We start from the raw sequence: 24,193 nt of genomic DNA on the forward strand, positions 1-24,193 counted from the left end.
TCTACCCCCTCCTTACTCATTCGTGCTGAACTGGAACCGGAACATCATATACAGGTGTTCCGCAGAATCCTTGTCTATCACGTCGATATTGAACCAAGCACTGTCCCCATCTGCGGTATATACAGTGCTTTCTGTTACTGTGCAGCTGACCAGTTTTCCTTCCTCCACCATAGATTTGCCGACACCCTGGATCTGGCTGACAATGGTCTTCCGTCCATTGCTGTCATTGTCCACTTTCCCAACCAGATCATCTGTAATATCATTGACACGGCGGATCAGCTCAAATCTGGTCTTTACCCTGCGGATTTTTCTCCATCCCTCGTCCTTGTCCTCTGTAAATACGGTCAGGGTATTGATGGCATTGTCAATCCATACCTGGTTTTTACTGCTTACGGAGAGCACCAGACATCCTTTCTTTTCCGCATCCACGATCTGGGTATTCGTCAGTCTTTCCAAAATATCCGTAAAGCCGTTTATCACTGTATGGGTCAGGGAAGAATTGGATGCACATGCCCCAATCATCCCGGCAATCCTGGCTGCTGTCTGGTACCCGTCAATCTCTTTCCCTTCCTCATTCACCCTGGCATTCAGAACATAATGCATTTTTTCATCATTAAACCCCAGGGCATGTTCAATCCTTTTATCCAAGTCTACCGTATACTTTTCCGCAACTACTCCCTGTGCCAGGGAACCGGCTTCAAAAATCCTGTTTAAAAATGCCGCCAAAAGAAGATGGATTACCGTATCCTCCGTATCTACGCAAATAGTATTAAACACATAAGGTTCAATGGCGGCAAAGGCATCGGAATAATCCTCTGTAGTAACTTCGGGGTTCTCTCCCTTTGTAAACGTTTCCTGGGAGATGTTAGCCAGTTCCGCTTTTTCCTTGCCGCTTACAAGTGACACGGCAAAACTCTCTGATTTTGCCAATCCCTCCGCAACAGCCGCCGCTTCCCCTTCCCCGGCAGGAAAGGCAAATTTTACAAACTCCTTTGTCCCTGTGTAAATAATACATTCCTTTGCCAGGGAATCCGTTATCTTTTCCCTGATAGTGACTGCAAACTTCTTATCTCCGGGATACATGGCAGAGATTTTCACTGCTGCTTCCCCGTCTTTATCGTTCAAATCAATGGATGCATTCGTGCCTCCATGCCCCACCCGGCAGGCAATAATCTCCTTTGCCCCGCCTGCCACCGCTTCCTTGATGGCGTCTGTGGTAAGTCCGGTTCCATATATGCTGCCATAATCCGTATCTGCATTCAGCTTGCGCACATCAAGAAGCGGCCCGAAATCAGCTTTAAAAACCACTGCGGTAACGCCGTTTACAATATCTGCTGAAGTATTGCTGTCGTTCCTGCTTATATTAAAATAAGCCCCAGGCCTGACTTTCTCTTCACCGATTACAAATGTTCCTGCCATTACTTAACCTCCCTTTTCCTGAATTTATCAATGATTTCTTTTGCCTGTCCTTTGGTACACTTTTTTACTCCTTTGTCCAGGAAAGCCGCCACCACGATTTCCCGGCGGACGCCAAAAAGCTTTACTGCATTTGCAGCAAACTCTTCCATAGTATAGACAGATGCATCCTGCCCGTTCTTTTCCCCGGGCGGCTTTTCTGCATGTTTGGGCCCGGCTCCCGGTTTTGTTTCCGGTGCCTGCTTTTCCAAAGTCTCTTCCCCTGATGCCGCTTTCTTCTCTTTTTCCTCCGCAATATTCTGTTTTCCTGCCATTTCCTTCCTCCTTTATCCTAAATTTTCAAGTTCCACGCTTTTAACCTCATGCCCCCTTGCCAGACCCCTTAACAGGCCATAGCGGACGCTTACAAATATCTGGCCGTCTTTTAGATAGTCAGATTTATAATTTGCCTGCAATTTCCGGATAAACATTGGCGAACTGTCAAACATGATGATCTCTCCGTCTATTGACATACGGTTTGCGATATCCGCCGCCATTTTCATCCTTACCCCGGAATCCGGACACAAAATATGGACGGCTATCCTTCCGTCCATCCATGCGATCATATACATTTCCCCTGCCTTTTCCACAGACAAAAGCCGGCAGTATATCACCGGCTTTTCAGAGGATGCCTCCGTTATTTCCTCCATCCTGTCATATCCCATGATAAGACATTCAGGATACAACTCCTTAATATATCTGTTTGCCGCCATAATCGGATCTGGGTCTGATGTCTCCTGTGAGGGATACTCCAAGATATCAAACCGGATCTCACTGCCTATGGTAAGCCCCGGCTTATCCTCTATGGTAAAGGCATCCGTCCCGGCCCAGGCAAAGCAGTAAGGGGAACCGCCCTTTGGTGTCAAAATCACATCCCTCAGGCACTCCTTCACGGTAGGTTCAATTTCTTCCGGACTTACTGCATCCGGCGTATTCTCACACAATATAGAAACAGATAACGTACCTGCACTGTGCCTTTCCTCGTTGGCCTGTAGGTCAAAATTATAAATTGCCTTGGGATACTGGCTATTCCCTTCCCAGCCCTTCATATCATCTCCCGGTGCATCCGGGCTGAATATGGCAGGGCGTCCGGCATATCTGGCAAGGCATCCGGTAAGTTTTTCTGAATCATAGAATCTATTATATATCAGATCCCCCAGCTCCATTTCCTTTTCCACCCCCTCCCTGATTTTCTGCATCGTCTGATCCTGTCTGCTCCGGCTTCGTTCCCTCTGTTCCGGTTTCCGGCTCTTGTGGCTCCGGATTCTTGGGCTCCTGTTCTGCCAGATCCGGCTCTTCTGTCCCGTCCGGTTCTATTTCTCCATCTTCCGGCTCTTCTGGATCCTGTTTCATCCCATACTCAAAAACCTCTGACATATCTTTTGACCATCTGATTTCCCACTGCCCTTCTGCCGCCTCCGATACCGGGATGATAAAATGGTTTATGACATTCCCGACCCCAGGATGGTACTGCACGGTCAGCCGGCTTTCTGTAGCCGATGTTACAATCCCCGCTTTCCCTTCCTCCCATGAGGAATGCCTGCCCCAGAGCAGATATCCGCATTCAATCCCGGATAAGTCAAAGGCAGACACAGGTTTTTCCACGACAAGTTCCATAATGCGTCACCTCCTATCTGTACGGCTCGCTGTAGATTTTCTTGATTTCCGGTTCTGCCAATTCCTGGATTCTTTCCTTGAACGGCCTCCTGGCCATCCCCTTTCCATTTTCAAGAGCATCCGCATATTTTTCCTGACTTTCCAACTGTGCGATAATTTCCACGCCTCCAGGCTTATACACTGGAACAACATGTTTATTCCAATGCTTTCGTAAATTATCAGTTCGGGAAGCAGGGGCTTCTCCTGGAGCAGATGCCCTATAAAGCTGCCCTCCCCGTAATTTATGGCCATAGTCTTTTAGCATTTTTTTTGTATTTCTGTTTGCTTTTCCATCTGTGCCGGGCTTCCTATATACCCTCCCGCTTCTCTGGCCTTTCAGCACTTTTAGTTCTGCACTTCGGATTGCGTTTACCGCCCTGTTCCCTCTGGAAACCGCTTTCCGGTTAATAAAATTTACTTGATCTTTCACTGCCGCCCTGACAGCCTTACCAGGACTTCCTTCTGCCCCGTCTACCCACAGTTTCACTTCACATCCCGCCTTTCTTCTGCATAATAGATAGTTGACAGCCCAAGGGCGCCTGCATCGTCTATATCTACGATATAAAATACACGTTCCCCAAGGACCAGCTTATCGGTCCTCTTTGCCTTTGGTTTTCCAGACTGGACAATGGTATGGGTAACCACATGATCTTTCTGGCTGTGGTTCGTCCTGTCATCATCCGTCGCCTCCGCCAGGCACCCCATCAGGGTATTTGTCCCGTCCCCGGTATGTTTCATTGCTACCCTGCCGTTTTTTAATACAACAGGTTCGTTTCCTTCCACAATAAATTGTTTAAAAAGGTTCCCGGGCCTAAGATACATCATTTTTACATTTTTCATATTTCCCCTGCCCTTTCATTCCGGTGCATCCCGGCATAAAAATAAGACGGCTTTTTGTCCGTCCCATTTATGCCAATGCTTAAGCCTGAAATGGATTCCGCTGACACTTCTTTTTTCAGCGCCTGGTAATCCTCCTTCCAGCGTTTGGCCCTTTCCCCTAATGACAAAGATAACGGCCCCGTCTTGGTATCCGCCTCATAGGCAAAACGGCGGCACAGGCTTTCTAACAGCATCAGTTTCGCCCTTTTCCACGACTTTGGATGGACCGCAAGAGCCGCCTGGATCTCTTCATCCGTCAAAGCTGCAGTGTCTGCCCCGCCCTCTGTCATCGTGTCCCCCAGTTCAAACCGCATACGGTCTTTGCCGGGGTTTATGACGTTCTCCGGCTCGTAGATATATGTGCCTTTTGCCATCAGGTATCATCTCCCTTTGTATCTGTGCCTGCGGGTTCGTTACCGCCTGTGGATGCCTTTAAATCCCCCTGGGTTTGGAATAGTTTGCCTGCCTGCTCTTTTGCGGCATTTTTGATGGTTTTGCGGCTGTCAGCCGCATGGAGGAGGATCAACACATTTTCACTCTTAACCTCAGCGATTGCCTTGGCCCCTTCCTCTGCGTTTAACTGAACAATAGAGAAAAACTCCTGGAGTTCCTCTGGGCTGGCCGGGATGACCGTCACCTGTCCATTCTCCCCGTCTGATTCTCCCTTTACCGGAATCTGGATGATACCATCAAAAGAAGAAAATCCGGGCACCTGGATCTCTGCCGCTGCCTGTCGTAACTCTTCTCTCTCCCGTTCCATTTCAACAACTGTCTGCTGTAACCCTGCCTTTTCCTGTTCCATTTCGGAGATTACCTTTTTAGACTCTTCCTGCCTGGCTTCCATCTCCTCCGTTGCCTTGGAAATAGCATCTGCCACAATCTTATCCACCTCTTCCGGCGTATACAATGCTGCTGCCCCTTCTTTTGTAGGAGATCCTATCTTATACTCTTTACCGCCAATTTCCGAAATACGGCCAATCCTTTTTAACTTCTCCGCCCTTTCCGGAAAGAGGATGCCATCCGGGATGATATTTCCCGGATAGTATGTATTTCCTCCTACGGTAAGAGGTTTCCCAAGCAATTCATATGGCATCTTTTCCCCCTCCTTACACACATTTCTTAAAATAACAGGCCAGGTCATCACAGGTCTTTTTCATATCTGCACAGACAAGGCCTTCCATGAACTCCGCATGGGTGCCGCCTTCCCCTTCAAAGGTATCCGTTGCCATATAATTTCCGTTTCCAAGCATATCCCAGACGAAGGTATATCCTGCTGAGGGTTCGTCTAATGCCGGGTGCGGAGTGGTATAGGAAAGCAGCGCCCCGTCCGGTTCACAGATAAACCGCATATCGTCCGGCTGGCCTTCCTCTGCAGCATTGTAGGCAGCATACAGGACATTGACTTCATCCACTCCAAACAGTTCCGCCAACACCTGCTCATTTACTTTAGCCGGATTTGCCGTACTTCCAGTGTATTTCACTCTCTCCAATAAATCCGGATGCTCTTTTAGGGCATTAAAAGTATCATACCCAAGGGTCAGCTTATTGGGACTCCTCCTGCCATCCAGGCGGATCTGGCGCACACGGGCATCAAAAAAGCTGATAGGGTCGGAATTGGCATCAGAAAACTTAATAAACTGACTGCCTCCCGGAGCTGTCCCTGATACAATCCCTTCAAACTCATTGGCCCATACCCCCGACTTAAAATACCCGTCTGCAAATTTAAGGTCCAGATGTAAAAGCTGCTGGTCTGTGATGTACCTGTTCTTTGTCCTCCTGGGATCTATAGACGGCGGAACGTTAGCCCTCTGATAATTTAATGCCCCAATCTGGTCAATTCCCGTAATAATCTGGTCCACTTCGCATTTATAACTCTTATCCGTATGTCCCATCTGGGCAGGCGGAACCTTGCCGAATTTCGGTTTCCTCTGCACATTATCCCTGGCAAGGTCGCCTTTGTTAAACACATAATAATAACCCGTTGAAAGATCAACCGGGCAGATGGGGAAAATTTTCGTTGCCACATAATCGCTGGCATCTGCAAAATATGCCATGCTCATATTGGTCAGATACCGGTTCGGCTTCCATCCCTTTGCGATACGTGCCTGCAATTCTGCGGCACTTCCCACTTCTCTTCCTGTTCCGCTCATTAATCATCTACCTCCTTATGCTGATGCAGGCTTATAACCTGCTTTGATAATCTGTACTTTGATCCATGTTCCGGCTTTTTGTGCACTGCTTAAAGCCATTCCGACGATAAAATCCCCGGCCTTGGCTTCCACCGCCAGCCCGGATGCATCCGCCGCAAGCTCCATGCCTGCGGCAATCTCTCCCCCGGCTGTCCACTTCCCAATATCCTTGACCTGGATATCCACGTCTGTCCCCGGCTCCACAGTTTCATCTGTTTCGATAAGGGAAATGCCAATCACATGGGCGCCTGCCTCCGGTTTTACCACTGATCCTTCTATTACTGCCAGGGCAATCCCTCTGGCATTTTCTAATTTCTCCCCTGCCGGAAATACGACAGTGGGGCTTTCATTGATACTTGAACCAAGATACGTTGATGCCATGTTTACTCCTCCTTCTCACATCTTTCCACAAGCGCCGGGTCAGCCATTAATACCTCGTCGATTGCCTGGGCTTTTGTCAGCCCCGTCTTTGATTTCATAAGCTCCACGGCCTTTGTTTCCGCTTCTGCCCATGCACCGCCGTCCGCACTTCCTCCATGGCCGGATTTCCCGATTTCAGAAAATACGCCGGATTTCTCCACTGCTTCCACGGTCTGGTCTAAAACGGCAATCATATCGTTATATGCTGTCCCCCCTACGGATCTTAGACTTTTAAACAGTGGAACCAACTCATCCTCTTTCTTCCCGATAATTGCATACTTTTTGGCAACTTCGGCCAATTCCTTTTCCTCAGCGGCTTCCCGGAATTTCTTTAACCCCTCCAGTTCCGCCCTTACAGCCGGATGGATGCCTTTATAAATATCGTCCTGGACACTCCCGTCCGCTGCGTTTCCGGATTTGGAAACAGAATCCCAGGAACTTTCCCCCTGGCCGGCATTCCCTGCCGGTTCCGGTGTGGATTGCGGTTCTGCCCCCTGGCCGGCCGCACCGCCTGTCTGTGCAGATATCTCTTCCCCTGTGCCGCACCGTTTTTCAATGCTTTCCAGAAAAGCCCTTTCCGCTTCTGTCAGTTTGCTCTTGTCAATTTTCATTTCCTCTTCTTCTCCTTCCTGATTATCCTTGTCTCTGCCATCTTCTTTGTCCTGCTCCTTTCCCTTACCTTTCTTTCCGGTATCGCCACCAGCCTTCCCTGCCTTTTCAATGAAATCCGTCAGCCGCTCTACTGCTGATTTCATGATATCCAGATCAATTTCGGATGCCTCATCATTCTTTTTCACGATGTCAGCCGTTTTGCCATCGGACCATTTCCCGACGGAATCCTTTGCCAGCGAATAGAACTGGTCAAGGCTTTCCTGCATTGCTGCCGCCGTGCTTGTGCTGTCCAGCTCTTCATCATTCAGGATCGAACAGAGGGCGGACTGTAATGCATAGCAGATATCCCACGTCTCGTCATAAATCTTACGTTTGTTTGCCTCGTTGATTTTCTCGCTGAAGCTTGTGGAATCCCCTTTCTGGATTTCTTCTACCGCACTGTCGATTTCCTCCTGATCCATACCGGCTGCTTTCCCGATAAAATCAAACAGCTTTTTAAAGATATTTCCGGTACTCTTCCCGGTTTTCCAAGCTGCAGGCTGGTTTTCCGCATCTTTCCGCTTCATCATGCGGATATGTGCATCTGGATTTGCGCCCTCATCTACCACTGCCACCTTGGAAATGCTGAGGTTTTTTAATCTTGTTGCCACCTGGCTGCCTCCTTCTTAAAGATTTTTATAAAACAAAAAGACACCTATGAGGATGCCTTTCTGGATTATCAGTTACGCATGCTTTTTTCATCTGGTATAAGAGGACCGCAATAGCCGCAGGAACAGGGACCCACGAGTCCCACCCAGTTTTTCCCACATTTGGGGCAAATGCCACTACTGCATATAATACATCTGACCCTATATGTCAGTTTCATCATCTGCCTCCACTCTTTCAGCGGTACCCTCGATAGAAAACATGGAATATGTCCCGTCTTTGACTTTTTCCCACACCTCTTCATCCAGCACTTTAAAGCCGATCCACCATCCAACTGGGAGCGTCCCTTCTGGAATGCCAATGGCTTTCATTTTTTCTTCCGTAAATACAACACTTTCTACCAGGGAAGCAACGCCTCCCCTCTCATGCATCTCACTGCCATCCCGGTACAAAAGGACATACTCATATGCCGCATGTTCCAGTTCCCCCGGCTCTACAATATCATCCTGCCAGTCCTCAATCACTTCCCCGTCCACACGCATGGACACGCTGGCCCAGCCAAATACAAGCCTTTTTTCTTCGTCAGATTTTGCAATCTTAAACCTGCCCTTTACAATGTCTGCCGGACTGCCGGGAGTGCCTGGCATATCAGGAGAATATACTTTTTCTACAGGCTTTCCAGCAGATTTTTGTATTAAATCCGAAAACTGAATCAATTTACCACCTTCTTTCTTTTAAATTGAGCACAAAAAAAAGCTGCCGGATGGCAGCCAATAAATCTGTGCTTCTATTATTTTCTTCCCGGAACTGCCGGGAAACCATTTGGGTTTGGCATTATTATGTCAGAAAATTTCTTCATTTTGGACCTTGGGGGTGCGGTTTTTTCCACTTGTCCCCGTTCACTTATGTGATTACTTTTTTCTATTTCAGCTACATCAGCATAATAAACCATGCCAAGTTCTTTGTTTATTTTCTTTTTATACTTCCTCTCTATTGCCGCTAATTCCCAAGTCTGGGAGCCATCCAGTCTGTTTGTGTCGATTTCATCACCCTTATGAGCCTCAAAATTGCGTCCCACTTCATCTTTCCACCCCTGGATGATTGTTTGAAATGTCCTCTCCTGCTCTTTAGTCAATTTTCTTCCTGACATAGTCCACATAGCCTCTTTTCTTTAAAATTTCCATGGCACTGTGATGAATCTCAAACCCTGCCTCATGACAGTACTGAAATGCTTCTCTGTATATGTCATTATACACTACTTCAGACATATCTTTCAATACAGAAACAGCATAGTCATACTCTTTATTCACACACCTTAATTCAGCTATGTCCTGGTGTTCCCTCAAAAAATTAAAATCATCTGCCCCAAAAGAAATAATCCCGTTAGACACCGGATGGTTATGCGTAATGGATGCCCCAGCCAGGTCAATGCCGCTTATTCCAACATTTGACGCATCCCCTGCGGCATGGTATACATTCCCGGCTTTATCAATAACCACTGCATTTTCCACCGTATCATTCCGGAACAGATTCCCATAATGTTCCAATGCCTCTTCTGTCTTTCCCGGGTCGATTTTCCCCAGGTTCTGCATTCCTTCATCCATATCTGGTTCTGCTTCATCATAAGATACTTCACTGTCCCAGCTGTCTGTCCCGCCATCATAAACTTCCCTGTGCGGCTCTATCTCTATGTATTCCACGCAACAATGGCATCTTGGATGAGCTGGCGGCAGCATATGGTGGTCCGGGAAAAGTTCTTTGCCTTTTATGTCAAACTTGTCATCCATTCCAATCTGCACTCCTTCCAAAGAGTTACATATTGTGCAGACCGACTCACTCCCATTGGTGCTCCACTTCTTTTCCGTCTTTCCCATATATCCCTTTGCCTGTGCCTGCCTAACCGCTTCATCTGCGCCCCAGTTATATGCAAATGCACTTTCTGTCTGGGCAATAGTCATGGCTCTGGATCGGTGCTTTCTCTCTGCATATTTCTGTGCAGCATCCCTGGCTTTCTCTCGTATGCTCTCTGGTTTCATCCGGGGATGGTCTTTCTTTAAAGTCGCAGCGATATTATCATAATATCGGGTAACTGCTTTCGTATCCCTCTCAGTAAGCCCGATACAAGGGCGGATAAGCCTAGAAAGTTCATCAACTGTATGACTGTCTCTCATTTTCTTCGTAAGAAGCGTCGCAATGGCATCTTTTTGCTCCTGCGTTGAGACAGTGACAAATTCTGCTCCACGCTTTTCAATCCAGTTTAAAATGCCAGGAGCCTGGGTATTAATCTCAAATGATATATTATCAAAGATTGGTTGTCCAGAAGGTCCTGCACTTATGGCATTCATCCACATTTTTTTAAGCTTTGTATTTACCAGTACAGAATAATCCTGCATCCATAGTTGCAGCATCTCATAGCTCACGGTTCCGTCAAGTACTATCTGTCTTAGTTCTGGATATGTAATGGCATCCTGCTGGTCTTTCCAAAAACCGTAGAGAATTTCCGCAGGTTCATCACTGTTTCTTTCCAGATACTCCTGCAGCCTGTCTAAAACTTCCTGGCTGCTCCTGGTCTTAGCCTTTTTTACCTTCCTTCTTGGACCAATTATCCGGAATCCCATGCTGCTGTCCCCCTTCCAAGGCGTTTTTTCGCCTCTTCTCTCTTTTCATCCGGTATATCTTCCCCTTCCTCCCCAGATTCTGCCCCTGCGGCTGTATCCGGTTCCGGGGGCTGGTTTTCTTCCTGCTGTTTCTGCCTGGTGCGGTCTGTCTCCCTGGTGTCGGAAGTTCTCTCCGGAAGATGCCCTGCCTGCCTTACATAATCTTCCAGGCCGTCATCCGGCACTAAGACGCCGATTCCCGTCATATCTTTGATAAATGCTGCCATTTTTTCAATGTCTACATCTTCGATGTCGCCGTGGGTCATCTTTGGGTAATCTGTTATATTGGCAAAATGCTGCCCGTTTATGTCTATCAGGGACGGTATGCCCTGGCTATTAAACGTCTCACAGATAATGTCCAGGAAAGCTCCCATAGCCATAGCAAAAAGATTTGTCTTGTCGGAACTTAATGCCCAGCTCCCGGTTTTTTCATGGCCTAAAAATATAAAATCCGCCAGCACCGTCATTGCAATCCGGGTGTCATAGCGGCTGATAATGGCGTTTGTATCAAACTGCCTATTTCCCCCAGAACTTAAAAGCTCCAGTTCAAATCCATAGGGCAGCACCACCCCTTCCAGTTCATCCCGGCGTATGCTTCTTACCATACCTTCTAATGTTGCTTTGGTTGTCACCATTTTAGGGTCATCACTGTTCCAGATATCCACATTATCCGGTGTATGCATTACCGGAAGCCCCGCCAAATCCCTTTCAATGCCTATTCCCTCAATTTCCTGTATTCTCCGCTTGAAATACCAGGAGCGGTAGGCAGTCCTTAAGATGCTGCGGCCCTCCGGGTTGTTTTTCCTGCTTTTTGTGCGAAACAGAAGGGCTTTTTCCATGGGTATCGTAAACATCCCGTAATCCGGGGGCGGGTTCTGGGTCATGCCAAGAAGGTTATCCTCATTGTCATACTCCCATTGGTAAAGGGTTTCCTGCGCCCTTATGGGCAGTTTCTTCCATCCGATAAGCCCGTCATTGTACTTGCTCCTGGTCCTCTTGTCCCTGGTGTGCCCCATGCGCCTTTTGTACACGATTTCATGAAAGCTCCACCCGTAGGTTAAAAAAGAAAGGATTTCCGATATGGTGTCTATCCATGTGTCCTGCATATCATCCATACAGCTTTTTACAAACTCTGCCGCTTCTTTGTCTTTAGCAGTATCCCCGCCGGGCTCCACGTTCCAGTCGCACTGCCTCACAAGCATTTCAATCGCAAAGAGGATAGCGCCTACCACATCGTCATTCTCTGACATTTCGTGGTAAACCGCTATCCCCCTTTTTCCTCTTAATTCATGGAGAAACTCTTCGTATATGTTCCCTCCGTACCGCCGCTGGCCTATGCGGCCGATTTCTTTATTGTTGTTGGCCATTTCCTTTATCACCCCCTCTTAGTTTATGTCCGTTGCTTTCTGCCAGCTTATTCCCTATAATTTAAGTACAGGCGTCCTCAGCGCCAAGTACACAAGAAAGGAATATATATTATGCAGAAAAAAGAAACTATTACAGGATACTGCCCCAAGCAAGACTGTGAAACATCAATCATTGTCACCTACACCATTACTGAAGCAATGAAGGCCAGCTACAAAACGCCTCTGCTTTTTAAGTGTAACTATAATAATGCTTACGGTACCTGTACTGATTGTCCAATTTTTAAAAATTTGGCTTAATCTATCGGTTTATAAAAAGCCATGAATTTTTCTGGAAGCTGTGGAATCCGTGGGTTGCGCACTGATACATCGCAGCCCATAAGCTCCATCTCTACTACTGGAGCTTCCCCGCCCTTATGGATAAATCTAATTCCGGTTACCGCATCCGACACATCTATCCCATCAATAGATATATTTGTCATGTTCATTCCATTGGATTCGATAACCAACTTGTGTTTTTTTAGCCTTTTTTCGTTTAATTCCCTTTTTTCCATTACATTACCTCCAATAACTGCTCTTTCCAAGACTGCTTTCCACAGGCGGCGCCGAATATGTCCTGCCGCTTTCTACTTCGTTAAATGCAGAACTGCCTGCATCCACCATGTCTTTAAACTTGGACTGTGGGAAACTCTCCAACTGATTAAAATACATTTCGTTCCAGTCAGCAATCAGCACATCCACATTTCCCTTATCCATACCTTCAAGGCCAAGCCACTGTGCTGAAAACGGCTCTGCCCTTGTAACTTTGTCTCCGGATTCCGGCAGTATTTTTACTGTGAACCCAGCCAAAAGCTTTAAGAAACTCTGTGCCTGGTCCTTGCCTGCCTGGCCTGGGTCCTGCGGGAGACGGGTCACAACCCTTTTGTATTTCGCCTTGTCTGCTATACAGGTCATGCGTATTAATTCCCTTACCTCTGCGGAATCACAGCGGCGGTTTATAACATCCGCAACAATATACCTGCCGTTCTTCCTCTTGCCTATCAGGACGCTTGCCGTATATGCAGGCTCCCCATCCTCGTCTTCGGAGGTAGCTGCCAAATCCCATCCTCTTGCCCACAGGATTACATCGGTGGGCAGGTTCTCCAGCATGTTGACTTTTGTCCGCTTGAACAACAGGCCTGCTGCCGGCTTTATTTTCCAGTTGCCTTTTAACAGACGTTCTCTTTCCACCAGAGGAAGGGCATTTAAGTTTGCAAGATACGATGGGTCATTTTGCAATAATATTTTATTGTCGTGTATGGTTGATGCAATAAATGTGACACTTTTAATGTCATTACGGTTAACACCCTGAGATATAAGCTGTTCCTTGTCATCGGCCCATACTATTTCATTGTTGACTCGCGCCATATAGCGGATTTTTCCGCTTCGCTCCGGAATAGGATATCCTGTATCTCCATCTATCCACCAGCTTATAAAATCTGCGACCCAGCTATCTGCATCCGGATTACAGGTTGCCCGTATGTAGGGTTTTACTCCACAACTGGAGCGGTTTCGGGACAGCATATAAAAAAACTGATGTTTCGTGAAATGAGTTAATTCGTCATATCCAATTAACGCAATCTGTGACCCCTGCCATTTGCCCAAATCCTTGTCACCATCAATATGGGCAAAGCTTATTCTTGCCCCTGACCGGAAACGCCAATGTCTCCTGGGCGATGTCTTGGGTATGGAACCCTTTATACTTGCATATGTATCAAAACTTGTGTCCCAAAGACCTCCTTCCTGAGTTATCTGAATCGACTGCCGTCTAAATATAACTGCACCAAACCTGGGATTAGAAATATGCCTCAGTCCTTCTAGGAGTAAGGCATATGTTTTCCCTCCTCCCGCTGCACCTCCATATATTGCAATATCAGCAGGCGTACTTAAAAACAATTCCTGCGGCCCTTCCTGCGGCTTTAATATTTTTACCATAGTTAATCACGCCCATTATTCGGAATATATATCTGAATCTCATCAACTCCACCCTCGTCAGCAGATATTCTTTCCTCTTCCTGTTTTATTCTCTTCATCGTCATGACATTGTCGTAATCATCCAGTTTTCGCAACCTCATGAGCGAATCTACACATTTCGTTTTGGCTCTTTGAACTTTTGTCAATTCTGACTGTAACGCAACCAACCCTTTAATCCAATGCTCTGTTTCAGTAGTGACATCCATGCTTTCCGGCAAGGACTTCCCTTCTTCTCCGTAAACCGAATGCTTTTTTGTATGAGTTCCTTTTACATACAATCCTTTAGAAAGACTGTTTTCAAACTTTTTAATCTTGTGCATCAAATCCCGCTCCCTGACCGAATATACACCTATCTGCATTTTTAGTATATCTTCTTCCTGGCCACCCATGTTATGTATAAGCGATATCTCGTCTTCATCCAATGCATCTAAATATAATGTAGAAAAGGCTCCATGTTTTTCCGCATTCTTGTTTCTTTCTGGTACGGATGGTGCATGCCCGACAGCATTTTTATTTCCTTTCGGCGCTCCTTTTGGTTTCCGAGCGTTCGGTTTCTTTTTATCCGAGCGTTCGGTTTCTTTTTTTTTACTCTGCTCGCTTTTATTTTTATCCCATTTTTGGGTAGATTTCCACCTGCGGACAGTACTGTCCGGTACGCCGATTTTCTTCGCAATATCGACCAGTTTCATCCCATCCTGGTATAGCTTTTCTGCTTCAATACTGCCTGGGCTTCTTGCTCTTGCCATTTATCACCACCTCGCTATTTGTTTTGTTTTCATAAATAACAGAGGGAGTGCATTGCCTCCCTCTGTTATTTCGTCATACGGATACCGATTGATTTAACATTAAATCTTCGTTATAAACTCTGCTTTTGAGAACTCCTGTTCCAGTGTAATCATCATTTTCAAAAAGTCCTCTTTGGAGAACTCTGAAAGCCGGAAGATTTCCTCCGGCCTCATTCCCAGCTGTTTCCCAATCTCTTTTACGGATTTTCCCTCTGCCATCAGCTCCTTAACGATTGCTTTCATGGGCCCCAGCAGATGTGCACCTCTCGCTCGGTTATGGGTAACAGTTCCATAGATATTCCCGGCTTTATCCTTATGCTCCACAATTACCACTGGTACTTTCCCTTCCAGCATGGATAGCAACGGTTCTTCTCCTGCTATTGTCCAGCGATGGAAACCGTCAATAATCGTAAAATCCGGCCTTACCACAATCGGCAGGGTCCAGCCATTGGCAAGTATAGACTGCTTCAGCAGTTCCAGGTTCTGTTTTGATACTTTATTTGGGTTATAATCGTTCGGTTTTACCCTGCCCCTTGCAACCCATTGAAGCGTAGAAAGAGGCGCTGCTAACCTATTGTCCATCCTTTATACGCTCCCTTCTCTTTGCCTCTTCAATATATCTTCCGTATATAGTCTGATATAAAGCTCTACAGGAACGCAATTTGGGGTCGCCTGATATAATCCCTTCATAGATTTCTTTGTAGTCTTTATTATCCGCAAAGGAAGATACGCTCATAAAAAAATTCCGATACCTGTCAGCCACATAGCGTTTATGCCGGGTGGGGAAATTGCCTTCCATATCGGAAAATAATTCTAAAAGGGCAGCTTTATAATCTTTTTCATCCATACCCTGCTCATTTTTCTTCCGGACAGCAGTATTTCTTCCAAACATTTCGCTGTCCCAGTACAGTGCCGCCAGATATGCATTCGGCTCCCTTCTGATAATCCTTTCCATAAGATCTGGATAATACTCATTCATCTGAACCAGGCTTTTAGCCGTGTCAATAGAAAAAAACTGTGACACCCTGAGCCTTCTGCGGCTGGTTCCTGACTGCCATAAAAACAAATATATCTCAGGAATATCTACCTTTTCCTTATACAAATACAGCCACACATCATTGTCTTTCCAGTCGTAAATAGGAAAAATCTGATGCCTTCTGGTAATATGCCTGCCCCCCTGCGTAATTGTTGCAATGCTTACAAGTCTCTGCACCGATTCTGCTGTCCGTATACCCGTTATTGTTATCCCACCGGAATATGCCCGTGGCAGAAAATCCTGATATGCATCTACACGGGGACGGAGCAATGGATGGCTTTTTATGGCAAATGCGGGCGGCTGTCTTACCCATACATCTTTTTTATACCTGTCCCAGCAGATAAAGGTTTCATCATTGGACAATTCATTAAAGCAGTTATAATGCTTCACTTCCAGGCAAAACCACTCAAACTTCACCCCCATTAACATAAATTTTTTGCGCCACTCCCGAACTTTTTTGTCCATACATGGGAAGATGGCCTCTTCATCAATGAACTGCACCGTCAGCTGTGCGGGATTGATTTCCCCTGCCTGTATCAGATTCATTACAAGCTGAGCGAGACAAAGACTGTCCTTTCCGCCACTAAAGGACATATACACCGGCAGGCCATTTTTGAAAACATTTTTTATCCTAATGTTTGCGGCCTCCACTACATCAATGCTTGACTTACATCTTTTTATAGCCATATTTTTTCCCCGCATTTCGGGCAGATAACGAATTGACTTTCTTCGGCGGTTTTCTCTTCGCTATCATTTGTAACAGAATCCGGCTGCGTAAGTACTGTTTCTTGTGGCACCGACTCCTGTTCTGATTCCATTTTTTGTATCTGCTCTTCTTTTCTTTCTGCATTTTCTTTGATGGCCTGGATTTCTTCCTCATCAAGCGTCCCGTATTCGGATAGTTTATCTGTAATATCCTCAGCCTCGGAGACCATCTGCTTTAAGATTTCTTCGTCGAAGCCAGGAATATCCAGATCCCCCTGCAGATCTTCCAGAAAACTGTTTAGTGTATCCAAGTTATCAATGCCCAAGCTGAAAATCTTATTATCGGCAACCATCAGCTTCTTTTTCTGATTTTCAGTGAGATTATCATACCGATATACCTCTGCTGTTTCCTTCCCCATAGCAATAAGGGTATCATATAGGCCATTCCCTGCTAAAATAACATTTTTTTCATCAATGACTATAGGACGTATTTGGCCAAACATTTTAACACTGCGTTGGAACTCTGCTAACTGCTGTTCCGTATGAATCCTTACATTCTTCTCTGGTTTCACCAGATCTGTTAATTTCATGGTGGTTATTTCCACGTTCATATCCTCCTGCCTGTTATTTGGAGGAGCTTTAGACATATGACAACTATCTGCAAATAGTTAAAGCATCCAGAAATTCTTTTGCGCTCTGGATGCTGTCAGCGGCTTCAATTACAATGGATTTGTCTATTTCGTAGATTTCTGCCCATGCGGCTTGTGTGTTCCCAGTCCACTGTCTTGCCGGCCACGGATGTGTGCCACAAAGATACCCGTTCTTCCAATCGTAAATCGGTGGCAACTCCACTCCGTAGTAGTGGATAAATGCCAATATTTCTTCATGGCTCCAATCAGACAAAGGGCTATACCTTGTCATGCCCTGCCCGTTGGTGTATATATTATCACCCTTTCCCACATAGTTTCCATCCGCCCTGCGCCGTCCAAGGAGCATAATATCAAGCTCATGCTCTTTGTAATACTTTGCCTGCCCTCTGTGCTGGACAATATGAAACCATCGGGCTGCAGTCTTGCTCTCCTGCGGGAAAAGCATCTGAGGATGGGAAGCAAGCCATTTCATATCCTGCCCTGTGTTGATAATTTCCAATTCCGGCGGCTTGTGAGCCTTCACCCATTCTATAAATGCTTTGTACTCCAAATTGCAAATAACGAGCACACAGGGGGCTATCCCCGCCATACGGCAGATTTCCCCCAGAACCAGGGAATCCTTTCCGCCGCTCCACGCAAATGCGGCTTTCTTCCCTTTGGTCTTTTTCTTTATCTCTGACACTGTCTTCTTAACCTGCTTATCCAGCTCTGCCTTAGTGACAAGTTCTTCAATCTTTGCGAATGTCTCCATCCAGTCTTCATTTTTAATCCGCTGCTTTCTCCCAAGTACGTCACCCATGGTTTTCACCCCGCTTTCTGCTCACTGCCAGAGCCACGGCTCCGGAGAGGATAACGGTCAGAAGGCTTCCTGCGGTCTTGCAAATGGCAATCCCCTTTATATTTCCATACCCGAACACTGGCAGTCCAATCAGCATGGCTGAGATAATTCCTGCCACTATGCCCTGCGACGCAAGCCTTACGCCTTTAAGGGTAAGAACCGTTGGCAACAATGTAGAAGCTCTAAGGGTTCCATATATCAGGAAAAGATGTGTTACTGTCAGCCCCGGGATATTCGCTACTGTAATGCCGGCGGCCAACAGCAGAATCATGGAAAGTTTTGTTTTCCACATTGTATTTTTCTGAAAAATGTCTGTTGTGAGGGACGATATCGCACACAAGTTACTATCAATCGTCGATAGTTCCCATTTTTTCATAAACCCCTGTAAATCCCTATATTTCTTACTATTCCTATAAAATAAAATCCTGTTTTACACCATCGTTGACACCATTTATGAATTAAGGGCAGCAGTCTCAAATTCTGACACCTGCTGCCCTTTTGCCCACTGCCTTTCCCGGCTTAAAACTGGTTTGCAATTTTTACAATCTCCTCCCTCTCCAATTCAGCTGTCACATGGGTATAAATGTTCAAAGTTATATTTACATCCGAATGGCCAAGATAACTTTGTACTACCTTAGGCGGAATCCCCCTTTCCAATGCTCTTGTTGCGAACGTATGACGCATTGCATGTGGGCAGAACAGCTCCATCCGCAATGCCTCCCTTTCTTCCCGTTCCGCTGCGGCTTCCTCTTCCGTGTTCATTTTATTTATTATCTCCCTGATGAACTTTGAAACAGATACCCTCCAGAGTGGTTTGCCAAATGGTGATGTGAACACCAGGTTTTCCAGCCCTTCCGCCGGCTCCCATTTCTCCCCAAGTTTCCAACGCAGCTTTGCCTGTTCAGCTTTATGCCGTTTCAGCCTTTTGGCAATTTCTGCAAGCATTGGCACCGTCCTTTTGCTGTTGGCCGTCTTTACCGGGCCTTTGTGGAGTTTTTCCCCTGCTATATTTACCATTGTCCCATTCACATGGATTTCCATATTTTTAAAATCTATATCTCCCCATTCCAGGGCCGTTATTTCCCCAATACGCATCCCGGTGGAAAACCCCAGGTAAAAAATATCCGCATAGAACGGTTTTTCCTGTTCTGCATGCACAAGGAATCTTTTCTGTTCCTCTTCTGTCAATGCCCTTTTATGTACATTCTCCTTTTTCTCAGCTTTGGGGAGTACTGTCCGCTCCACTGGATTTGTCATAATTATGCCATTTAAATATGCCTGGCGGAAAAGAAGGTTGGAAAATGCCTTTATTTTTCCTATATACCCCACGGAATAACCTTCTCCCAGCATCTTGTTTATAATCCGCTGGATATGTTCCGGGCGCACGGCCTGCAGCTTCATCTGTCCAATCATGCCTTTCACATGCCTGTAATAATGCGTATCACTGGCAAATGTGGATTCCCTGACAATGTTTTTCCGGTACTCTTTTATCCAGGTCTGATACCATTCATCCACCGTTATCCTGTCCGGCTTGGCATAAATGCCATGGTCTATTTCATATTTTGCATCCCTGAGCTTCTTTTGGACTTCCTTAAAGTCTTTGCCGTAAATCGTATGTCTCTGGCCGTTAAAGGTATATCTTGCCTGGTACCTGCCATCCTTACGAATAGAAACCCCGGGCGGTAAAGCTTTCTTACTGTCTGCCATATATTCCAGCTCCTTCCTGTTACGCAAAGAGGCAGCAGGACCGCCTCATTCCATATTCAGTTTTTCTTGTGAACAATTATATTTTTGGTTATAATATTAATGCTTCGGCGTGCCTTATCATGCGCCTTGGCTCCTTTCAGGCTCTCCCATGTTGCAGCATGGCGGGAGCCTTTACTTTTCCACCCCCTTCCTTCCCCTTCGTTTTCTACTGCCGCTCCTGCTGGTTCTGGGCTGTGCACCATTCCTCAAACCGGATGCGGTCCACTAATAACCTGTCCCCAATGTAAACGGACGCCCCAATCTCTTTTACCAGCTTCCTGGCCCTCCCGTCGCTTATCCCCCCGGCATATTCCTGGAAGTCTTTAATGCTCAAAAGCCTCCTCTCTGTCAGCGGTATGCGTTCCTCCTGCTGCCCTATATCCATAAAACCTCCTTCCTTTTGTGATTCATACCAGGCAGCAGGTACTTTGCCGGGCATTACCATCGTGCCTGCTGCCTTCAATTTCCTCTGCATTGCCTTTACCAGTTTCACAGCCTCTTCCTCTCTGATGGAGAGGTCTGCGGCTATGTCTGCCGCTGTATAAAACACTTTATGTCCTTCCATTGTCTGTTCCTCCATTCCCTATAATATTCCCGGCTTTCCTTTTTTCGGCCGGAATTCCTGCCAGGATTCGTTTATTGCGTCCTCCATCTCCTTAAAAAACTCTGACACTTCATTTCCGTGTACCGGCTTTCCGGATGCAATCAAATCTTTCGACGCACTCATATACCCAATCATATAACATAATACTTTCCGCTGGCCCGTTTCCCCAAGTGCGGCAAACTTTTTATCTGCTGACTGGATTTTCTTCTGCTGTACCCTTGCCTTTTCCTCCTTCCTGCCCTTATAATCACTGATATTCACGACTTTTGCATAAGCCGTGGCCCCCCTGGCTGTTTCTGTATTCTGCAATTTTACCTACCTCTTTCCTTTGACAAGAGGCAGCAGGAATGTTATAATCCCTGCATACCCCTCAAATTTGCTTGTTTGCTGGGTTACCTGCCCCTATCAGAATGGCCGTTCTGGTAAGGGCATTTTCTATTCTTTTATAAATCCGGTAACTTCCCCGTCTTCAATGACGGCGGACATGCCTTCCTGCTCCAGTTTCCTGATACAGTCCTCAATCGTTAAACTGCTGTAATCCATTCCCTGCCTCCTTATATTCCCTTTCTATGCTAAAAAACTATGCGCTAGCCCACGGTTTTTTATTTTAAATGCTTTCAGCGGTGTTTTCCTCCACCAAAGGCCTGTGGCCGCTTCTATACTCATATAGGGGGCATTTTTTTACAAGGCACAGTTTTACTTCCTTCACCTGTCCACAACTGCACTCTAAACATTTGGCCCGGATTGCTTTCAGCGGTGTTCTTTTTGCCATATATGAATCCCCCTATACTGAAATATTTATCAATGCCCCGAAGGCTTCTTTGTAACCATATCCCCCAGTTATCTGTTTTAAAGTGCTTTTTACCTGTATGCCTTTGTCAAGTACCGGCGCCATGCTCTGAGCCAGGCCTTTTGCCAGATAACCAATGTGTGCATATCCTATGCCCTTTATCCCTATCACAACCGCTACAGCATACCTGTCATAGGTATTAGCCTTGTCACGTCTAAGGTATACGGTCAGGTCATCTTCTTTCCGGCCGGCAATGTATTTTAATAACTGCTGGCGGTTCTCATACGTTACACCTGATACTCTGCAGGTCATGGATTCCTTAACACGTTTCCATGCAGTTTTAAATGCCTGGGATAAAGAATATCCGAGTTTATGTAACTGGTTTGCCATGGTTGCTACTGTCTGGCGAATTGTCCTTATGTCCTTCATGTGATTTCTCCTTTCCAAGTCTAAGCTCTGCCTTTGCTTTCCCTTTCGGTACTCCCGTCTGCCGTGGCTGTTCTGTTCTCTTTGATGATATTAGTATAGCACATGGGCACATACATTTCCATTGACAGAATACCTAAAATTACATGTTCCCATGTGTTTAACATTTGTGCATTATGCACATGGACACATGTATTGACTTATGATATAATATCATTGTACAGTGGAGAAGGTGCATCTATAAATTGCCGCCCCACTGGAACGTATAAAAGAAAGAGGGTGCATCTTATGTCAGATGAAAAGAAAAGCACATACACTGGTTACACGGAAGCCCGGAAAAAAGCCAATGAAAAATATCTGAAAGAATCCGTTGAGGATATCCGGATCAGAGTTCCCAAAGGCGATAAAGCAAAGGTGCAAGAACACGCCGCTACTATGGGGGAAAGTACAAATGCTTTCGTTGTACGTGCAATCACCGAGACAATGAACCGAGATAACCAAACCTCCCCGGCTTCAAAACCTGATAAGGAATAGTCGTCACAATTCTGGTATACCAGGTAACGGAATACGGTATCTTCTGGCAGCAGGTGCGCATACTATCCTCAATATGATTTCCTTATTCACAATTATACGCCTATTTTATGAGTATATCTATTGACATGCGCATGAAGCAGGCGTATAATACATAATATAAGGAGGACACAATATGACAGTTCGGGAAATACTAAAGATGCTTCGCAAAGATGGATGGTACACCACCAATCAGGAAGGCTCCCACATAAGCCTAAAGCATCCAACAAAGCCCGGAAAAGTCACAGTACCAAATCACAACGGGGACTTGAAACCGGGAACACTAAACAGCATTTACAAGCAGGCGGGACTTAAATAGTCCTACTGCCTGCGATTATCATAGAAAGGAGCGTAATTTATGCAAAATTTAACTTATCTTGCAGTTTTTGAACCATCAACAGACGGCTCATATAGTATCTATTTCCCTGATTTACCCGGATGTATCAGTATTGGGGATAATCTGGAAGAAGCTGCACACATGGCAGCAGAAGCCGCAAGCCTCCATGTTTACAGTATGGAATGTGACAATGAGGAAATCCCCACTCCATCCGTGAACCTCTCCAAAGAAGATACAGAGGGAAATGTTGTAATGCCTGTCACAATCCACCCTGATTTATACCGGACAAAGCGTGACAATGAACGCATTAAGACAAACATTACTCTTCCAGCATGGCTCAAACGGATTGCAGAAGAACAGAAAGTCAATTACTCCCGTCTTTTGGAGACTGCCCTTATTGATTATTTACAGCTCCCAAAACAGGGCGGGAGGTAAATCCTCCCTGCCGCCAGCAAAGGAGGCTGAACCATGAAATATATCTATACCGCAACATTCGTGCCTAATGAGGACGAAACCAAATACTACTGCAAAGTGCCTGATCTTCCCGGATGCATTACAACCGGCAGCAGTATTGATGATGCCATTGAAATGATTACCGATGCTGCCAGCGGATGGCTCGTTGTGGCCGAGGATGAGGGGAACGAAATCCCGGCCCCCACTCCCCAGCATAAACTGGATATTCCGGAAAATGCCACCTGCTCCATCATCCGCATTGATACGTTCGCATACCGGGCAGCAACCGACACCAGGGCAGTCCGTAAAAATGTCTCACTTCCTGCATGGATGGCCACCCTGGCAGAAAAGCGTGGGGTAAACTGCTCCCAGGTTCTCCAGGATGGACTTATGCAGCTGCTTAATGCCGGCCATGCAAGATAAGGCTGATTCAGCCAATCCACAGGAGGGCATAACCATGTGGCAGGAATATCCTACAGAAGAAATACCCAATACAGAAACTATATCCTCTATGGCGGAACTGGAAAGCGGCGGCGGTACCTTATTCACTGGGAACACAGAGGCTCTATTTGCCGAATTGACGGAGGAATTGCCATGCTGATCTGTTCGGGTTATAGCCAAAAATAAAAGGCATGTGCTCCTCTGCATATGCCTTTTGCGTTGCCTATGTAATTTTAATCTCTGCCCTTAATCACACCCTTATGCATTATCTTCCAAAAATTCCACTATCCAGTCCCTCATTTCTCCTAATACTGGCTTAATTTTATCACAAGTCCTTTTCAACTGCTCTTCATCATTTGCTGTATAAACAAATTTAATATTTATTTCACTTTCTAATTGACCAAGCATTTGAATCCTGTCCATAAGTTTCTCTGCACCTATATATTCCGAATCAGCAATTTTAGAGATTAATTGCGCTGAACAAATATGTAATAATTCTGATGCCTTATTCTTTGCCAACAAAGCATTAAACAGATCCTCTTTATCATTACCCAGCTTACTATCTGCATATTTACGAATATAAATACTCTCCCTGTTTATTGCCCCACAAATTTCTCCTGACAGTTTGCATATTTCATTGCAAAAAGCAATCCTATGCTCTTTTCTTTGCAGTTCCCTGTTTTCTTTCAATGTTCTAAACATTACATACAAAGTAATCAGGCCTCCAACAATACCTCCTAGATAACTTCCCCAAAAACCAATCCAACCACTGGATGTATCGGTTATAACAAATTCAAACCTAAGCAAAAATGCAATTCCCAAGGGAATAATAAGCAATACAACAATTAACCCAAGCAAGATTTCTTTCCAATATTTTTTCATTTGCTTGTCCTCTCCTTTAGCTCTTTATGTGCAAAAGTTA

35 protein-coding genes are annotated in these 24,193 nt (G+C 45.8%); 6 read left to right on the plus strand and 29 right to left on the minus strand.

Annotation, left to right across the window (positions count from 1 at the left end):
* Positions 1–12: 12 nt before the first annotated feature.
* The 15 genes from D7Y06_RS11120 to D7Y06_RS11190 form a co-directional block, all read right to left on the minus strand.
* Positions 13–1,419, minus strand: a complete 1,407-nt coding sequence (locus D7Y06_RS11120; protein WP_120407870.1) for a phage tail sheath subtilisin-like domain-containing protein — start codon at positions 1,417–1,419, stop codon at positions 13–15.
* Positions 1,419–1,730, minus strand: a complete 312-nt coding sequence (locus tag D7Y06_RS11125) for a hypothetical protein (protein ID WP_120407871.1) — start codon at positions 1,728–1,730, stop codon at positions 1,419–1,421. The genes D7Y06_RS11120 and D7Y06_RS11125 overlap by 1 nt, the downstream gene beginning before the upstream one ends.
* A gap of 12 nt (positions 1,731–1,742) precedes the next feature.
* Positions 1,743–2,654: a hypothetical protein gene (locus tag D7Y06_RS11130; protein ID WP_243119272.1), complete on the minus strand. Its 912-nt coding sequence runs from the start codon at positions 2,652–2,654 to the stop codon at positions 1,743–1,745.
* Positions 2,596–3,072: a DUF5026 domain-containing protein gene (locus D7Y06_RS11135; RefSeq protein WP_120407872.1), complete on the minus strand. Its 477-nt coding sequence runs from the start codon at positions 3,070–3,072 to the stop codon at positions 2,596–2,598. Before D7Y06_RS11135 ends, D7Y06_RS11130 begins: the two co-directional genes overlap by 59 nt.
* Before the next feature lie 13 nt (positions 3,073–3,085).
* Positions 3,086–3,598, minus strand: coding sequence for a hypothetical protein (locus D7Y06_RS11140; protein ID WP_120407873.1), 513 nt, complete (start codon positions 3,596–3,598; stop codon positions 3,086–3,088).
* Positions 3,595–3,951, minus strand: coding sequence for a hypothetical protein (locus D7Y06_RS11145; protein WP_120407874.1), 357 nt, complete (start codon positions 3,949–3,951; stop codon positions 3,595–3,597). Before D7Y06_RS11145 ends, D7Y06_RS11140 begins: the two co-directional genes overlap by 4 nt.
* Positions 3,948–4,364: a hypothetical protein gene (locus D7Y06_RS11150; RefSeq protein WP_120407875.1), complete on the minus strand. Its 417-nt coding sequence runs from the start codon at positions 4,362–4,364 to the stop codon at positions 3,948–3,950. The genes D7Y06_RS11145 and D7Y06_RS11150 overlap by 4 nt, the downstream gene beginning before the upstream one ends.
* A complete protein-coding gene (locus D7Y06_RS11155) occupies positions 4,364–5,083 on the minus strand; it encodes a hypothetical protein (protein WP_147415641.1) in 720 nt (239 codons plus the stop codon). The genes D7Y06_RS11150 and D7Y06_RS11155 overlap by 1 nt, the downstream gene beginning before the upstream one ends.
* A 13-nt stretch (positions 5,084–5,096) precedes the next feature.
* Positions 5,097–6,140 (minus strand): hypothetical protein, encoded by a 1,044-nt coding sequence (locus tag D7Y06_RS11160; RefSeq protein ID WP_120407877.1) that lies wholly within the window; start codon positions 6,138–6,140, stop codon positions 5,097–5,099.
* 15 nt (positions 6,141–6,155) lie between these two features.
* Entirely contained in the window at positions 6,156–6,560 is a 405-nt protein-coding gene (locus D7Y06_RS11165) for a capsid cement protein (RefSeq protein WP_120407878.1), read from the minus strand.
* Positions 6,561–6,562: 2 nt separating this feature from the next.
* The gene (locus D7Y06_RS11170) at positions 6,563–7,861 is read right to left on the minus strand and encodes a hypothetical protein (RefSeq protein ID WP_120407879.1); all 1,299 of its coding nucleotides are present in this window, start codon (positions 7,859–7,861) and stop codon (positions 6,563–6,565) included.
* A 198-nt stretch (positions 7,862–8,059) separates the two neighbouring features.
* Positions 8,060–8,572 carry an XkdF-like putative serine protease domain-containing protein gene (locus D7Y06_RS11175; RefSeq protein ID WP_243119274.1) on the minus strand — a complete coding sequence of 171 codons (513 nt, stop codon included), beginning with the start codon at positions 8,570–8,572 and terminating at the stop codon, positions 8,060–8,062.
* Between the two features lie 74 nt (positions 8,573–8,646).
* Complete coding sequence (locus tag D7Y06_RS11180) at positions 8,647–8,934, minus strand: hypothetical protein (RefSeq protein ID WP_147415642.1); 288 nt, start codon at positions 8,932–8,934, stop codon at positions 8,647–8,649.
* Between the two features lie 49 nt (positions 8,935–8,983).
* On the minus strand, positions 8,984–10,474 hold the full coding sequence (locus tag D7Y06_RS11185; RefSeq protein WP_120407881.1) for a phage minor head protein: 1,491 nt from the start codon (positions 10,472–10,474) through the stop codon (positions 8,984–8,986).
* Positions 10,459–11,880, minus strand: a complete 1,422-nt coding sequence (locus D7Y06_RS11190; protein WP_120407882.1) for a phage portal protein family protein — start codon at positions 11,878–11,880, stop codon at positions 10,459–10,461. Before D7Y06_RS11190 ends, D7Y06_RS11185 begins: the two co-directional genes overlap by 16 nt.
* Before the next feature lie 111 nt (positions 11,881–11,991).
* Here D7Y06_RS11190 and D7Y06_RS11195 point away from each other — a divergent pair, with 111 nt between their 5' ends.
* Entirely contained in the window at positions 11,992–12,177 is a 186-nt protein-coding gene (locus D7Y06_RS11195; protein ID WP_120407883.1) for a hypothetical protein, read from the plus strand.
* Here the strand turns inward: D7Y06_RS11195 and D7Y06_RS11200 are convergent.
* From D7Y06_RS11200 to D7Y06_RS11255, 13 genes are all read right to left on the minus strand, one after another.
* On the minus strand, positions 12,174–12,431 hold the full coding sequence (locus D7Y06_RS11200; protein WP_120407884.1) for a hypothetical protein: 258 nt from the start codon (positions 12,429–12,431) through the stop codon (positions 12,174–12,176). The two genes, D7Y06_RS11195 and D7Y06_RS11200, sit on opposite strands and share 4 nt — an antisense overlap.
* 4 nt (positions 12,432–12,435) lie before the next feature.
* Positions 12,436–13,851, minus strand: coding sequence for a phage terminase large subunit (gene terL, locus D7Y06_RS11205; RefSeq protein WP_120407885.1), 1,416 nt, complete (start codon positions 13,849–13,851; stop codon positions 12,436–12,438).
* Positions 13,852–13,853: 2 nt separating this feature from the next.
* Positions 13,854–14,636 carry a phage terminase small subunit gene (gene terS, locus D7Y06_RS11210; protein ID WP_120407886.1) on the minus strand — a complete coding sequence of 261 codons (783 nt, stop codon included), beginning with the start codon at positions 14,634–14,636 and terminating at the stop codon, positions 13,854–13,856.
* A 99-nt stretch (positions 14,637–14,735) separates the two neighbouring features.
* Positions 14,736–15,257: a ParB N-terminal domain-containing protein gene (locus D7Y06_RS11215; protein ID WP_120407887.1), complete on the minus strand. Its 522-nt coding sequence runs from the start codon at positions 15,255–15,257 to the stop codon at positions 14,736–14,738.
* On the minus strand, positions 15,247–16,398 hold the full coding sequence (locus tag D7Y06_RS11220) for a phosphoadenosine phosphosulfate reductase domain-containing protein (RefSeq protein ID WP_120407888.1): 1,152 nt from the start codon (positions 16,396–16,398) through the stop codon (positions 15,247–15,249). The genes D7Y06_RS11215 and D7Y06_RS11220 overlap by 11 nt, the downstream gene beginning before the upstream one ends.
* Entirely contained in the window at positions 16,389–17,027 is a 639-nt protein-coding gene (locus tag D7Y06_RS11225; RefSeq protein WP_243119275.1) for a ParB/Srx family N-terminal domain-containing protein, read from the minus strand. The genes D7Y06_RS11220 and D7Y06_RS11225 overlap by 10 nt, the downstream gene beginning before the upstream one ends.
* Positions 17,028–17,070: 43 nt before the next feature.
* The gene (locus tag D7Y06_RS11230) at positions 17,071–17,865 is read right to left on the minus strand and encodes a phosphoadenosine phosphosulfate reductase domain-containing protein (protein ID WP_120407889.1); all 795 of its coding nucleotides are present in this window, start codon (positions 17,863–17,865) and stop codon (positions 17,071–17,073) included.
* The gene (locus tag D7Y06_RS11235; RefSeq protein WP_243119276.1) at positions 17,858–18,280 is read right to left on the minus strand and encodes a hypothetical protein; all 423 of its coding nucleotides are present in this window, start codon (positions 18,278–18,280) and stop codon (positions 17,858–17,860) included. The genes D7Y06_RS11230 and D7Y06_RS11235 overlap by 8 nt, the downstream gene beginning before the upstream one ends.
* A gap of 143 nt (positions 18,281–18,423) precedes the next feature.
* Positions 18,424–19,611: a tyrosine-type recombinase/integrase gene (locus tag D7Y06_RS11240; protein ID WP_120407890.1), complete on the minus strand. Its 1,188-nt coding sequence runs from the start codon at positions 19,609–19,611 to the stop codon at positions 18,424–18,426.
* A gap of 205 nt (positions 19,612–19,816) precedes the next feature.
* Positions 19,817–20,215, minus strand: a complete 399-nt coding sequence (locus tag D7Y06_RS11245) for a hypothetical protein (RefSeq protein WP_120407891.1) — start codon at positions 20,213–20,215, stop codon at positions 19,817–19,819.
* A gap of 18 nt (positions 20,216–20,233) precedes the next feature.
* Entirely contained in the window at positions 20,234–20,563 is a 330-nt protein-coding gene (locus D7Y06_RS11250) for a hypothetical protein (RefSeq protein ID WP_120407892.1), read from the minus strand.
* Positions 20,564–20,861: 298 nt separating this feature from the next.
* Complete coding sequence (locus tag D7Y06_RS26540) at positions 20,862–21,026, minus strand: hypothetical protein (RefSeq protein ID WP_199714692.1); 165 nt, start codon at positions 21,024–21,026, stop codon at positions 20,862–20,864.
* A 12-nt stretch (positions 21,027–21,038) separates the two neighbouring features.
* Positions 21,039–21,473, minus strand: coding sequence for an HIRAN domain-containing protein (locus D7Y06_RS11255; protein ID WP_120407893.1), 435 nt, complete (start codon positions 21,471–21,473; stop codon positions 21,039–21,041).
* A 285-nt stretch (positions 21,474–21,758) separates the two neighbouring features.
* On the opposite strand from D7Y06_RS11255, the gene D7Y06_RS11260 reads away from it, so the two are divergent.
* From D7Y06_RS11260 to D7Y06_RS25970, 5 genes are all read left to right on the plus strand, one after another.
* Positions 21,759–22,004 (plus strand): hypothetical protein, encoded by a 246-nt coding sequence (locus tag D7Y06_RS11260; protein WP_120407894.1) that lies wholly within the window; start codon positions 21,759–21,761, stop codon positions 22,002–22,004.
* 172 nt (positions 22,005–22,176) lie between these two features.
* A complete protein-coding gene (locus D7Y06_RS11265; protein WP_120407895.1) occupies positions 22,177–22,359 on the plus strand; it encodes a type II toxin-antitoxin system HicA family toxin in 183 nt (60 codons plus the stop codon).
* A 39-nt stretch (positions 22,360–22,398) separates the two neighbouring features.
* The gene (locus tag D7Y06_RS11270; RefSeq protein ID WP_120407896.1) at positions 22,399–22,812 is read left to right on the plus strand and encodes a type II toxin-antitoxin system HicB family antitoxin; all 414 of its coding nucleotides are present in this window, start codon (positions 22,399–22,401) and stop codon (positions 22,810–22,812) included.
* A gap of 33 nt (positions 22,813–22,845) precedes the next feature.
* Positions 22,846–23,253, plus strand: coding sequence for a type II toxin-antitoxin system HicB family antitoxin (locus tag D7Y06_RS11275; protein WP_120407897.1), 408 nt, complete (start codon positions 22,846–22,848; stop codon positions 23,251–23,253).
* 34 nt (positions 23,254–23,287) lie between these two features.
* A complete protein-coding gene (locus D7Y06_RS25970) occupies positions 23,288–23,431 on the plus strand; it encodes a hypothetical protein (RefSeq protein WP_158591355.1) in 144 nt (47 codons plus the stop codon).
* A 98-nt stretch (positions 23,432–23,529) separates the two neighbouring features.
* Here the strand turns inward: D7Y06_RS25970 and D7Y06_RS11280 are convergent, their stop codons facing one another.
* Entirely contained in the window at positions 23,530–24,153 is a 624-nt protein-coding gene (locus tag D7Y06_RS11280) for a hypothetical protein (protein ID WP_120407898.1), read from the minus strand.
* Positions 24,154–24,193 lie beyond the last annotated feature (40 nt).

The sequence above is a fragment of the Roseburia sp. 1XD42-69 genome, from assembly GCF_003612565.1.
Taxonomy (GTDB): Bacteria; Bacillota; Clostridia; order Lachnospirales; family Lachnospiraceae; genus Roseburia_B.